At 51.3% G+C, this 12,255-nt stretch carries 12 protein-coding genes, 1 rRNA gene and 1 pseudogene; 4 read left to right on the top strand and 10 right to left on the bottom strand.

The annotated features are described in order from the left end of the window. Both ETC02_RS15160 and ETC02_RS15165 read right to left on the bottom strand, forming a co-directional pair. Positions 1-301: ribosomal RNA gene (locus ETC02_RS15160) — 16S ribosomal RNA — on the bottom strand; the annotation flags it as partial. 571 nt (positions 302-872) lie between these two features. Next, complete coding sequence (locus ETC02_RS15165; protein WP_050368762.1) at positions 873-1,736, bottom strand: nucleotidyltransferase-like protein; 864 nt, start codon at positions 1,734-1,736, stop codon at positions 873-875. A gap of 374 nt (positions 1,737-2,110) precedes the next feature. Between ETC02_RS15165 and ETC02_RS15170 the strand changes: the two genes are divergently transcribed. Then, positions 2,111-2,464, top strand: coding sequence for a YgzB family protein (locus ETC02_RS15170; protein ID WP_011229983.1), 354 nt, complete (start codon positions 2,111-2,113; stop codon positions 2,462-2,464). A 24-nt stretch (positions 2,465-2,488) separates the two neighbouring features. Here ETC02_RS15170 and perR read toward each other — a convergent pair whose 3' ends face one another. From perR to ETC02_RS15205, 7 genes are all read right to left on the bottom strand, one after another. Beyond that, positions 2,489-2,947, bottom strand: coding sequence for a peroxide-responsive transcriptional repressor PerR (gene perR / locus ETC02_RS15175; RefSeq protein ID WP_050368240.1), 459 nt, complete (start codon positions 2,945-2,947; stop codon positions 2,489-2,491). Between the two features lie 225 nt (positions 2,948-3,172). Continuing rightward, complete coding sequence (gene bcp, locus ETC02_RS15180) at positions 3,173-3,649, bottom strand: thioredoxin-dependent thiol peroxidase (RefSeq protein ID WP_033009906.1); 477 nt, start codon at positions 3,647-3,649, stop codon at positions 3,173-3,175. A 65-nt stretch (positions 3,650-3,714) separates the two neighbouring features. Then, on the bottom strand, positions 3,715-4,119 hold the full coding sequence (locus ETC02_RS15185; RefSeq protein ID WP_050368239.1) for a potassium channel family protein: 405 nt from the start codon (positions 4,117-4,119) through the stop codon (positions 3,715-3,717). Between the two features lie 164 nt (positions 4,120-4,283). Continuing rightward, positions 4,284-5,237 carry an L-lactate dehydrogenase gene (locus ETC02_RS15190; RefSeq protein WP_050368238.1) on the bottom strand — a complete coding sequence of 318 codons (954 nt, stop codon included), beginning with the start codon at positions 5,235-5,237 and terminating at the stop codon, positions 4,284-4,286. 146 nt (positions 5,238-5,383) lie between these two features. Then, a complete protein-coding gene (locus ETC02_RS15195; RefSeq protein ID WP_050368237.1) occupies positions 5,384-6,169 on the bottom strand; it encodes an ABC transporter permease in 786 nt (261 codons plus the stop codon). Between the two features lie 3 nt (positions 6,170-6,172). Then, positions 6,173-6,964, bottom strand: a complete 792-nt coding sequence (locus ETC02_RS15200; RefSeq protein WP_050368236.1) for an ABC transporter permease — start codon at positions 6,962-6,964, stop codon at positions 6,173-6,175. Continuing rightward, positions 6,957-7,961, bottom strand: a complete 1,005-nt coding sequence (locus ETC02_RS15205; protein WP_047817807.1) for an ABC transporter ATP-binding protein — start codon at positions 7,959-7,961, stop codon at positions 6,957-6,959. Before ETC02_RS15205 ends, ETC02_RS15200 begins: the two co-directional genes overlap by 8 nt. A 174-nt stretch (positions 7,962-8,135) precedes the next feature. On the opposite strand from ETC02_RS15205, the gene ETC02_RS15210 reads away from it, so the two are divergent. The 3 genes from ETC02_RS15210 (at position 8,136) to ETC02_RS15220 (ending at position 11,920) form a co-directional block, all read left to right on the top strand. After that, positions 8,136-9,422, top strand: a complete 1,287-nt coding sequence (locus tag ETC02_RS15210; RefSeq protein WP_033016710.1) for a glutamate-1-semialdehyde 2,1-aminomutase — start codon at positions 8,136-8,138, stop codon at positions 9,420-9,422. Between the two features lie 252 nt (positions 9,423-9,674). After that, the gene (locus ETC02_RS15215; protein WP_050368235.1) at positions 9,675-10,724 is read left to right on the top strand and encodes a glutamate synthase; all 1,050 of its coding nucleotides are present in this window, start codon (positions 9,675-9,677) and stop codon (positions 10,722-10,724) included. Between the two features lie 116 nt (positions 10,725-10,840). Continuing rightward, positions 10,841-11,920: an FUSC family protein gene (locus ETC02_RS15220; RefSeq protein ID WP_050368234.1), complete on the top strand. Its 1,080-nt coding sequence runs from the start codon at positions 10,841-10,843 to the stop codon at positions 11,918-11,920. Between the two features lie 13 nt (positions 11,921-11,933). Here the strand turns inward: ETC02_RS15220 and ETC02_RS17825 are convergent. Further along, positions 11,934-12,255, bottom strand: a pseudogene (locus tag ETC02_RS17825) (hypothetical protein); the annotation flags it as partial.

Consider the following 12,255-nt stretch of genomic DNA (forward strand, 5'->3'; position numbering starts at 1 on the left):
GGCTACGCATCGTCGCCTTGGTGAGCCGTTACCTCACCAACTAGCTAATGCGCCGCGGGCCCATCCGCAAGTGACAGCCCAAAGGCCGCCTTTCAACCGAAGACCATGCGGTCTTCGGTGTTATCCGGTATTAGCTCCGGTTTCCCGGAGTTATCCCGGTCTTGCGGGCAGGTTGCCCACGTGTTACTCACCCGTCCGCCGCTGACCAAACAAGAGCAAGCCCTCGTTTGGTCCGCTCGACTTGCATGTATTAGGCACGCCGCCAGCGTTCGTCCTGAGCCAGGATCAAACTCTCCAAAGAAAGTTGATTGGCTTTTGCTTCGGCCCATGCGGACCTCCGCTTTTCGTATTGTCCAGCTTCGGTCCGCCGCCGCTCGGGGTCAAATAACCTTCGCCTTCCGGGTGCAAGCACCCTTGCAGGCGAAGAACATTTGCCCGTCACGGCGACCCGCGGACCTCCGCTTTTCGTCGCGCTTCGTTTCGTTCAGTTTTCAAGGAACGAGACCTCTTCTTGAACTTGCTTCGTTGCAATCTTGCGCCGAGGAATCCAACTCCTCTGGACTCCCTCAAACGCAAATGTGTTTTCCGCTTCCTAAAGCGGCCCTTACATCATAGCATTTTTATTGTTCGTTGTCAACAGCCTTTTATTCATACCGCTCCGCAACATTTTCCCGGCGCGACAGCGACTTAAAATATATCATCGTTCGACAAGGAAGTCAAGAGCTTTTTTCGGCCGGGTTGCCTCCTTCCTTCAATGATCTTGGCAACTGACATTTGTATAAACACAATGAAATTCCTAATAGCATCCATCCTCTCACCGGCTCCCTTCCATTTTTGGGGATCAGCAGAAGGGGACCGTCAAAATTCTTTTTTTACAACGTGTAATACCGTTCGAGCATTGTATTTCCTTTTGTCGGCATTTCCACGACGGTTAGCACTTTCCTTTCGACAAGATACTCAAGCATGATAACAAGATCAACCGAGTAAGGCGCAAACTGCGGATGACCGGTCATTTCCTCAATGCTCCAAGCACCATTTTTTTCTTTCAGCGCTTCGCATAAATGAGAGGAACCTGATTCTACGTAAGAATGAATCAAAAATTCACTGGCCAGCAACAAAAGTTCCAGCCGTTTCGGAAGCGGTTCTTCACTTCCAACGAGTTCTTCATACAGTTTATAAATCCTTCCATCCATTCGCTTGACTTGATTCCATACGGTCACTTCCGGGTAAAGTCCGTGCTTGATTACGGTCAATCGCGCCAAATGATGGAGGGCTTGCACCATATGGTTGTATGAGTCGAGCCAATGCTTGGCGGCAAACAGCGCCTTGCCATCTGTATAATGGCGGATCAGTTTGGCAAACTCGAGTCCCATTTTCAATCGCCGTTCTTTAGGCGGGAATTGCTCAAGGCGCTGGCGCAACTGCTGAACATAGCCGTTTCGGTCAAACACGACCGTTCCGTTGAACACCCAGTCGACCGCCTTTCGATGTGACCCGAGAACAAGCCATTCATTTAACTGCCGTTCACTGACTGCATAAAGCACCGCCTTTTTCTCGTTTAGTGAATACTGTCTGAGAAGCATAGGCTCGCTTTGCGGGTCGACAATGACGAGCAGCACGACATCAAACGTATCCGTTGTTGCTGCATGGCAAGCCGTTTTTTCAATCATTAAAATTCCGTGCGTGTTGCAGCGGTTTGCCCATTCGTGACAGATGGGATGCAGCAATTCTTTCATACCTCGCGTCCGTTGCAGAAAGCCGGCCGCGATATCCGGGCGGACAAATCCCTCAGATATCCCAACATATCGATTGACAGACAACCATACGTTCCTATTTTGAGTCGGCTGTTTTTTCTGCACCGTTTTTTCCTCCCTTCCACCGTCATCAATCATCACATTGCGTTTGTGCAGATGTTCAAACAATGCTGTCAACACCTGTTTCATTTCAGAAAGACCAGAATGCTTGCATCCATGAAGCTGTCGTTTGTTGCGTCATTCGTTATTCGACAAAAAACGAGGAATTCCTTTCTTTAAAACGTCGATTTTGTTGATTTCTTCTTCGCGATGGGACCCCGTTTTATGGTATAGTGGTCTATGTAGGAGGGACTGTGATGAGCATCAAATATTCGAGCAAAATCAACAAAATTCGCACTTTCGCCTTAAGCTTGATTTTTATCGGTGTCATTGTCATGTATCTTGGGCTGTTTTTTCGTACGTCCCCGGTCATCATGACGTTGTTTATGTTGTTTGGGATGTTGTTTCTTGTCGCCAGTGGCATTGTATATTTTTGGATCGGAACACTCTCGACGAGAGCCGTCCAAGTCGTTTGCCCGTCGTGCGGCAAAGTGACAAAAATGCTCGGACGCGTCGATTTATGCATGTTTTGCCGTGAACCGTTGACGTTAGACCGCGAACTGGAAGGAAAAGAGTTTGACGAAAAGTACAACAAAAAAAGAAAAAGCTGATAGCCGCCTTGTGCTATCAGCTTTTTAATCCGAATGCGCCGGCGCCCCGCTTTTTTGACAGTCAGGGCAGACTCCGTACACTTCCATGCGATGATGGTCGACCTTAAAGCCGGTGACGTGAGCGGCAAGCTGCTCGACTTCATCAAGCGCTGGATAGTGGAAATCGACAATTTTGCCGCACTCTTCACAGATGACGTGATAATGATTGGAAGTGACGAAGTCAAACCGGCTTGATGAATCACCATATGTCAGCTCTTTGACAAGCCCGATTTCTTTGAAGACGCGCAAATTATTGTAGACGGTCGCTACGCTCATATTCGGAAATTTCCCTTCCAGCGCTTTGTATATTTCATCCGCTGTCGGATGGGACATCGAGGTGATCAAATACTCTAATATCGCATGACGCTGCGGCGTGATGCGTATGCCCGTCTTTTTCAACATGTCAAGCGCTTCCTTCAGTTGCTCGTTGGCAGACACCGTCATGCACCTCACTCTCTGTATAAGATGAAAAAATTATTATTTTATAATATTTATAATTAGTCTACAAGGAGTATATGCCTTTTGTCAATATAGATACCATTAATATATGGGCTCAGCCATCTTTTTAACAAAAAAAAGGGGGTGGGAATCACTTCCACCCGCCGCATTTCCTTCATTTGAGGAGGTTACTATGCATTGTACGCAAAAACGTTGTGATTGATTGGACACTCACCTAGACGATGCCAATCGGGCGACTTCCGCGAGCGCCTCATCGACGTGCCCCTTCACTTTCACCCCGCGCCATTCTTGAACCAACGTCCCATCGGGGGCGATAATGAACGTGGAGCGTTCGATCCCCATATACTCTTTGCCGAAGTTTTTCTTTTTCTTCCACACTCCGTACATTTCTGCCACTTCATGTCGCTCGTCGGAAAGAAGCAAAAACGGCAGTTTGTACTTTTCGATAAACGTTTCATGCCGTGCAACCGGATCCGGGCTCACCCCTAAAATGACAGCGTTCAGTCCGGCGAATTGCTCGTGACGGTCGCGAAAATCGCACGCTTCTGTCGTGCATCCAGGCGTCATATCCTTTGGATAAAAATAAAGGACGACATACTGGCCGCGGAAGTCTGAGAGCGAAACCATTTTCCCGTTGCTTGCCGGCAAGGTGAAATCTGGAGCTGGCTGGCCAATGGCGATCGTCATAGCGTTCCCTCCGTCTCCTTAATGTCTTCTTTTAGCGTAACGAAGACAGAGGAAAATTGCAACTGTCAACGGCGATCCCAGTCAAATACCGTGCGCGTGACGATGACAGCAGGCATAATGTAGCCAAGCAGCGCCTCGGCGATGGCGATCCACCGCCCGATGCCGACCGGGGTGACGTCTCCGTATCCGACCGACAGGAGGGTCATGCCGCTTAAATATAGACTGTCTTCCAGCATAGACAGGCGGTTTCCTGCCGCACTGCTTGGTGACGGAGTAAATACATGATGGCCGTTGGCTTGCAAAATCATATAAATCATCGCAAACCCTAGCAGCATCGTCCCATACCATTGAACGAGCACCCATAAACTGTCAAGGGAGAGGCAGTGCGTTGCTTGTACGCGCGCTGTCCAAAGCGAGGTGATGCTGCCGAGCAGCACGGCGATCACCACTCCGAGGAATGCGTAATCCATTCGCTTCCCTCCACAAATTGTCCGTAGTTCATATATACACCGTGAAACGGACAATTATGCAGGAATAAGCCGCCTTCCCAATCGGAACAGCGTGTCGCCCCCAGAGCCATACATCCCCCTGTTTGGACGAGAAAGACTGTTGGCACAACTTTTCGTTTGTTGCCTCATCGCGTAAAAAAACGGGCTAGCACGCTTTTTAATGTGGCTGCGCTATGATGGAATCGATTTTTTTCGTCATCATTCAATTCAATTTCGATCACCTCGCGGATGCCATTGCGGTTAATGACAGCCGGCACGCCGATGTAGACGTCGCGCTCCCCATATGGGCCATCGAGGTAGGCCGATACGGTCAAAATAGCGTTTTCGTTATGCAAAATAGCGCGCGTCACGCGGGCAAGCCCCATCGCAATCCCGTAGTACGTCGCTCCTTTTTTCTCAATAATTTGGTAGGCGGCATCGCGCACATTGACAAAAATGCGCTCGAGCTCTTTTTGCGCTTCTTCCCCTTTGGACTCGACCAGCTTGCGGATCGGCACGCCGCCGATATCAGCCTGGCTCCAGACCGGGAGTTCAGTGTCGCCGTGTTCCCCAATAATATAGGCATGAACATTTTGCGGAGCGACAGAGAAATACTCGCCCAACAAAAAGCGGAACCGCGCCGTATCTAAAATCGTCCCCGAACCGATCACCCGCTCATGCGGCAGGCCGCTGAATTTCCACGTCGCGTACGTTAAAATGTCGACCGGATTGGTGGCGACGAGAAACAGTCCTTGAAATCCGGATGCCATGACCGACTCAACGATCGAGCGGAAAATGGCAATGTTTTTGTCCACAAGATCAAGCCGCGTCTCGCCCGGTTTTTGGTTGGCGCCGGCGCAAATGACAACCAAATCGGCATCGCGGCAATCATCGTAATCGCCGTGCCAAATGTCAGCCGGCTTCGGCGCAAATACTTTCCCATGGTTGAAGTCCATCGCATCGCCTATGGCCTTGCTTTCATTCGCATCGATGAGCACGATCTCATCGGCAATCCCTTGATTCATTAAGGCAAACGCATAACTGGCGCCGACAAACCCGGTGCCGATGACCACTACTCGGGTTCCACCGTTGTTTTTCATTGCATTCATCCCCCTCAATACAATGTGAACACTTTCACAAACTATTTTACGCGAAAGGCGCACCGCGATGCATGCGCGATTGTGGCGATTGTTTGACTATTGTTTGTCCATTTCATGACAGACGCCGCGGCAAACAACGGGAGCACTCAGCTCCCCGTCCCGCGGTACCTCCTGACCCCGGCGTTCCAGAGCATCACGGCGATGATGAAAAACAACACGCCGACAACCGGGGTCAAAAACGCATAACCATACCATTCCTGCTTATGGAGAAAATACGAAGCTGGATAAACGCCGACAAAAGCAAACGGCAGCACCCACGTTAACATATAGCGGATGACGCGGTGATAAATATCGACCGGATAGCGGCCGTAGCTGCTGATGTTGTACATCATCGGCATGATGGATGTGCGGGCGTCGGCAAAAAAACTGATCGTCGCCAGTGAAATGAAAATGCCAGCGTAAATCAATGCACCGCCAATCACAAGCAAAATAAACACGAAGACATCATACCAATGAAATGAAAGAGACAAGCGGCTGCCGGCATACAGCATAATGATCAGCCCGGGCACAGCGCCAAGCAACGATTCGAGCTCCATCCGCTCCAAAATGATCTGGAACAGGCTGTGAACCGGGCGCGTCAACACGCGATCCATTTCTCCCTGAACAATGTAGCGCTCGTTGAAATCCCATAGATTAAAAAAGGCGCCAAATACGGCGTACGGCACAAGGAAAAAGCCGTAAATAAACAACATCTCATCGCGCGACCAACCGTGAAGCAGCGTCGTATGGCCAAACACGACGAGCAAGAACACCAAGTTGACCGCCTGCGCCATGAAATCGGACAACCATTCAATCAGCAAATCCGCGCGGTATTGCCATTTTGTCTTCATGTACTGGGCCATATATTGAAAAAAAACCGATACGTAAAACAAAGTCTACCCCCCTTGCACAACGAGCCGTTTTTTCGCCACCCGCCATAACAGCACAATCGGAAACCATAACAGCACGCACCATGCCGCCTGCAGAAGCAGGCCATCACGGACAGCAGTTCCTTGAAAACTTTCTGTGATGATCATGCTTGGAATGTAGCTGATGGCTTGAAACGGCATATACGCCATGAGCTGTTGCGCCCAATCCGGGTAAAACGACAACGGCAAAATCAGACCGGAAAATAGATCAATAATAAACCGTTTCGCCCTCAGCAGCCCTTCATTTCGGAACGTAAAAAATGTCACGACTCCCGCAAGCAAGTTCAGCTCCGAAAAGATGATAAAGCTGAATAGAAGCGACAAGCCGAAAGACAGCCATGTTTTGGCGTGTTCCGGAAACTCGAGCGGCAAAAAGAGCGAGACAACGAGCAACCCCGGCAACGATAGGAAGAACAAGCGGAACAGCCCTTCGCCAAGCCCTTGCACCGCTTTCATCCCTAAATAGCTGTACGGACGGATGAGTTCCGTCGCTATTTTTCCATCGCGGATTTCCATCGCGATTTCGCGGTCAAGGTTGTTAAAATAAAACGCCCGCGCCAGCCAGGAAATGGCGACATACGTCGTCATTTGCCCAAGCGACATCCCTTGCATCGATGATTTGCCGCCATAAATAGCCGACCAAAGGAAGTAATACGCTGAGATGTTAATGGCGTAAATCAAAATGCCAGTATAATAGTTTGTCCGGTAGGCAAGCATCATTAAAAAGCGGATGCGGACCATCTCGACATACTTACCCATTAGCCGCACCTTCTTGATAAATATTGCGGATGATCTCCTCCGTCGGCACTTCATGAATGTGGATGTCTTGCAGTGGATAGCGGGCGGCGACGCGGCTGACGACTTCCGGCACGCCTCCTGATGGAACGTGCGCCACCCAAACGTTCGGCTGTTCACCTTGTTTCCAATTAACATCCAATCCAGTTGTCAGCTCCTGCAAGGCAACGAGGGTGGCTTCTTCAACAAATGTAAACGAAATCCGTTTTCCTTGGCCCCATTTTTCTTTCAACTGCCCAAGCGAACCGTCATAAATGATTTTCCCTTCATCAAGCATAATCACCCGCTCGCAAAGCGCTTCAATGTCTGACATATCGTGCGTCGTCAGCAGGATCGTCGTGCCATACCGTTCATTCAATTGCTTTAAAAACTGGCGGATGTTCAGTTTCACCAGCACATCCAAACCGATGGTCGGCTCGTCCAAAAACAACAGCGGCGGGTTGTGAATGAGGGCGGCGGCGAGCTCGCAGCGCATCCGCTGGCCAAGCGACAGCTTGCGCACCGGCTTGTCAAGGAGCGGACCGATGTCTAGCATCTCGATGACTTCGCCCATATGACGGCGATATTGCTCATCAGGGACGCGGTATACTTTTTTTAACAGACGAAACGATTCTTGCACGGCGATGTCCCACCATAATTGCGAGCGCTGGCCGAAGACGACGCCGATCGTCCGCACAAATTTCTCCCGCTCTTTATGCGGATTCATCCCGTTGACGACAATGCGCCCGGATGTCGGCGTTAAAATGCCGGTCAACATTTTGATCGTCGTTGACTTGCCGGCGCCGTTTTCGCCAATATAGCCGACGATCTCTCCTTGCCTGACCGCAAACGAAATGCCGTCCACCGCCCGGATGGTCGCATAACGGCGCGTCCATAAATCGCGAAACGCTCCGACGAGGCCAGAGCGGCTTTTGTGCACTTTAAATTCTTTGCGCAATTGTTCTACTTCGATGGCGTTCATCGTTCTCCTCCTGCCTCTTCATCACATCAACATCAAAAAGGACGTCATCCGCCCTTCTCCTATGTTGCAATTATACATAAATCGTTGCTATTTTCACCTTTTTTGTTTTTCCAGACAAGTGTGCGTGCTATGGTAAAATAAAGAGGCAGTCATCGGGAACAGGAGGATGAAGCGATGCAATGGACAAAATCGGAGCAATTGTATGAAGAAGCGCTCCAGCACATCGTTGGCGGGGTGAACAGCCCGTCCCGCTCATACAAAGCGGTCGGCGGCGGTGCCCCAGTCGTGATGGAGCGGGCGCAAGGGGCGTATTTTTGGGATGTGGATGGAAACAAGTACATCGACTACTTGGCCGCCTACGGACCGATCATCGCCGGGCACGCCCATCCGCACATCGCGGAAGCCATCCGCCGCGCCGCCGAGACCGGTGTGTTGTACGGCACGCCGACGCCGCATGAGATTACATTTGCGAAGATGTTGAAAGAGGCGATTCCGTCGCTTGAGAAAGTCCGCTTTGTCAACTCGGGGACGGAAGCGGTGATGACGACAATCCGCGTCGCCCGCGCCTACACCGGACGAAGCAAAATCGTCAAATTCGAAGGCTGCTACCACGGCCATTCGGACCTTGTACTTGTCGCCGCCGGCTCGGGGCCATCGACGTTGGGGACGCCGGATTCAGCCGGCGTGCCGCAAAGCATCGCCCAAGAAGTCATTACCGTGCCATACAACGATGTCGACTCATTCCGTGAAGCGATGAATGTTTGGGGCGAACAAGTCGCCGCCGTATTGGTTGAGCCGATCGTCGGCAACTTCGGCATCGTCCTACCAAAACCGGGCTTTTTAGAAGCGATCAATGAGATTGCTCACAAGGAAGGGGCGCTCGTCATTTACGACGAAGTGATCACCGCCTTCCGCTTTATGTACGGCGGAGCGCAAAACTTGCTTGGTGTGGAGCCCGACTTGACGGCGATGGGGAAAATTATTGGCGGCGGTCTGCCGATTGGGGCGTACGGCGGACGCCAGAACATTATGGAACAAGTCGCTCCGCTCGGACCGGCGTACCAGGCCGGGACGATGGCCGGCAACCCGGCATCGATGCTTGCGGGCATCGCCTGCCTTGAGGTGTTGAAACAAGAGGGCGTCTATGAGCATCTCGACCGATTGGGAGCCATGCTGGAAGAGGGCATCCTTGCCCATGCTCGCCAATGCGGCCTGCCGGTGACCGTCAACCGCTTAAAAGGCGCGCTCACCGTCTTCTTCACGGACGAAAAGGTGGAAAACTACAAGCAAGCCCAGCGCAGCGACGGCGAGTTGTTTGCGAAATTTTTCAAGCTCATGCTCAAACAAGGGATCAATCTCGCGCCATCGAAATATGAAGCATGGTTTATCACCCTCGCCCATACAGAAGACGACATCGCCTATACGATCGAGGCGGTCGGCAAGGCGTTTCGGCAGCTATAAGCGCTTGCGCCTCCGTCCCCCTCGTCAAACAGCGCCCGCGTCAGGCAGGCGCTGTTTTGTTTTCACTGCATTTGTTGACAATTTTGTGAACAAAGCAGGAGAACAGGAAAGGGTCATTGATTTCCACCTGCCTGCATGATATGATAAACATCAAATTCTGAAAATTAAGACTCGTATTTTTCATCCAGCAAGCAGTGGAGGAGGTGACCGGCGCCGAGGGGAGAGCGCCCTCCCGACCGCGCCTAAGTATACATGGAGCAACGTACATATCGTTCGGCAAACGAAGCGAACCAACGCGGCGCCATACTGTTGGCGGCAATGGAAAAGCGGAACATCCCGACCAACGAACATGTCCAAACTGTCCTTCAGGCGCTTGCCCAATGGGGCGCAAAAGGAAACGCTGCGATTCAGCTGGACATCCCGCGCAAACTATGGATGGAAAAACTCGCGAATGCTGGACAAAATCCGGAAATTGCAACAAACAGCTATTTCACCGTCGGCCATATACACGTTGCGCCTTCCGCTGACGCTGAGCGGGTTCGGGCGCACCTTCGCCAATTGTGCAAACAGTTCGGCTTCATTCTTCTGTTCGAAACCATCCGGCCATCCGCAGATGAAAGCGCCTTGTTTTGGCAAATCGCCATGCTGCCAGGCGATGTATTTTCGTTATCAGACCGCTTGTTTCGACTGACGGCCGCTATGGAACGCGAGCCGCACGTCCGCGTTGCTTCGCTCGGCCACACTCATGTGATCTATCAAGCATATACACTGGCTGATTTGTTGCGCGAACCGGATGTATCCCATCCGTTTTTCGCCTCAGCCGCTTCGTTCGCCTATGCCAATGGGGCGGAGTCTTTCTTTTGCCATCAGCGGCTCGGTTCAGCCGGCATGCTTGTCCATTGCGGGGAAATGTCTGTTGGCGCTGTGGAAACGCTCATTTACGACCACGGTTACAGCCTGCTCGAGGCAGCCGGAGCTGCCTTTTGGCCCGACGCGGCCAAACGACACAGCTTGCCGTCTATCGGACAGCTGCCGGCATGTTTGGCCGCCAGCTTCGAACAAGAAGCCGTATGGGTCGCCGGAACAGCCGGAGCGCTTTGGAAAACGGATGATTCCTCCCGTGTATTCATCGCCTCTCGTCCGCAGGGCGGCCATGCTGAACCGCTCGCTCCCGGCCAGCCGCTGGCGCTCATCCGTTCCACAACGGGGCGAACCCAATGGCTGAATGGCGACCATTTCCTCCAAGAGATGGCAATCCGCCTCTCCAATCGGCGCGATGCACATGCTCCGATCGCCTTTTGATCCTTCACGCCCTGCTGATTTCGGCAGGGCGTTGTATTTTTTTCCTTGCACTCATATCTAAAAGTGTGTATAGTACTGAATGGTCTACGAAAATGGAAAAGGAGAGGTTTCCATAGATGAAGCTCGGTGCCCGCATTTTCAAAACGGGGATCGCGGTGGCGCTCGCCTTGTTTTTGGCGGCGCTCTTTCACTTTCCGTCACCGGTGTTCGCCGGCATTTCCGCTGTATTTGCCATGCAGCCAACCATTTATCGCTCATATTTGTCACTCATCGAACAAATGCAGGCGAACGTGATCGGCGCCTTGTTCGCGATTGCGGCGGTTCTTATCCTCGGCCGCGACCCGCTGGTCGTCGGCTTGACGCTCATGGTTGTGATCGCTCTTTGCCTAAAAATGCGCCTTGAATCGTCGACAATTTCCGTGGCGCTTGTCACCGTCATTGCCATTATGGAATACACGGATCGCCAATTTATCGAATTTGCGGCCATCCGCTTTTTAACGATTATGTTCGGCATTTTCGCCGCCTTTCTTGTCAACTTGATTTTCTTGCCGCCAAAGTATGAAAAGAAATTGTACGAAAAAATTCGCGATGAGACGGAAGCGATTTTGAAATGGATTCGCCTTTGTCAACAGCAGGCGACCGATCATCATCACTTAAAGGACGAGATCGAAACGTTGCACGAGAAAATGACGAAACTGGAGCACTTGTATTTAATGTATAAAGAAGAACGCACCTATTTTCGACGCCAACGCTTCCAAAAGTCGCGCAAGCTTGTGCTGTACCGGCAAATGATTGCCTCAGCCGACCGGGCGCTGTCCGTATTAAAATGGCTCCACCGCCTTGAGAATGAGTTGGGCCGCCTGTCCGACCCGTTTCGCCATGCCATCTTCCTGCACCTTGGCAGCCTGGTTGGGTATCACGAGCAAATGTTGCTGAAGTTTGTCCATCAAGCAAAGCCGCTTCCCCATCACATGTGGGCAGAAGGCATCGATCGCGAACGGGGGCAGCTCGCTTCCATGATTTACGCCGACGGGCAGCCACCTTCCGATTACCGCCTATTTTCGTTACTCGGCGCCATCATTGATTATGGAGACCGGCTTGAGCATTTAGACAAGTTAATTGATAGTTTTCACCATTACCATTACGATGACGAATTGGCCAAACAGCTCGAAAAGTCGGCAGGCGGCCGCTCCTAGCAGGCCGCCTGTCTCAATTTTTCATCCGCGGGTCAAGCGCGTCGCGCAGCCCGTCGCCCATTAAGTTAAAGCCAAGCACCGTCAGCATGATCGCCAATCCAGGGAAAATCATCGTCCACGGTGCTTGGGTCAAGAAGTCTTTGGCATCAGACAACATTTTCTTAATATTTTTGCTTACTACTGCAACTGCTGGATCGTCAACAAATGACCTGAATCCGTGATGGTTGGAAATCAACTTTGATTTTGGTGTTAGTTCTATGGATATATGATCCATACATCCCTTTTTTTGATGATTCCCTGCACCACTTTCATGTTTGAAAACGAGATAAATCCTC

This window comes from Geobacillus sp. DSP4a (genome assembly GCF_013096875.1).
In the GTDB taxonomy this organism is placed as follows: Bacteria; Bacillota; Bacilli; order Bacillales; family Anoxybacillaceae; genus Geobacillus; species Geobacillus thermophilus.

Coding starts and splice junctions, on each gene's coding strand:
- ETC02_RS15215 (WP_050368235.1), top strand. CDS start 9,675: ATGGAGCAACGTACATATCGTTCGGCAAACGAAGCGAACCAACGCGGC.
- ETC02_RS15210 (WP_033016710.1), top strand. CDS start 8,136: ATGCAATGGACAAAATCGGAGCAATTGTATGAAGAAGCGCTCCAGCAC.
- ETC02_RS15190 (WP_050368238.1), bottom strand. CDS start 5,237: ATGAAAAACAACGGTGGAACCCGAGTAGTGGTCATCGGCACCGGGTTT.
- perR (WP_050368240.1), bottom strand. CDS start 2,947: ATGACGGTGTCTGCCAACGAGCAACTGAAGGAAGCGCTTGACATGTTG.
- ETC02_RS15205 (WP_047817807.1), bottom strand. CDS start 7,961: ATGAACGCCATCGAAGTAGAACAATTGCGCAAAGAATTTAAAGTGCAC.
- ETC02_RS15200 (WP_050368236.1), bottom strand. CDS start 6,964: ATGGGTAAGTATGTCGAGATGGTCCGCATCCGCTTTTTAATGATGCTT.
- ETC02_RS15165 (WP_050368762.1), bottom strand. CDS start 1,736: ATGAAAGAATTGCTGCATCCCATCTGTCACGAATGGGCAAACCGCTGC.
- ETC02_RS15170 (WP_011229983.1), top strand. CDS start 2,111: ATGAGCATCAAATATTCGAGCAAAATCAACAAAATTCGCACTTTCGCC.
- bcp (WP_033009906.1), bottom strand. CDS start 3,649: ATGACGATCGCCATTGGCCAGCCAGCTCCAGATTTCACCTTGCCGGCA.
- ETC02_RS15185 (WP_050368239.1), bottom strand. CDS start 4,119: ATGGATTACGCATTCCTCGGAGTGGTGATCGCCGTGCTGCTCGGCAGC.
- ETC02_RS15220 (WP_050368234.1), top strand. CDS start 10,841: ATGAAGCTCGGTGCCCGCATTTTCAAAACGGGGATCGCGGTGGCGCTC.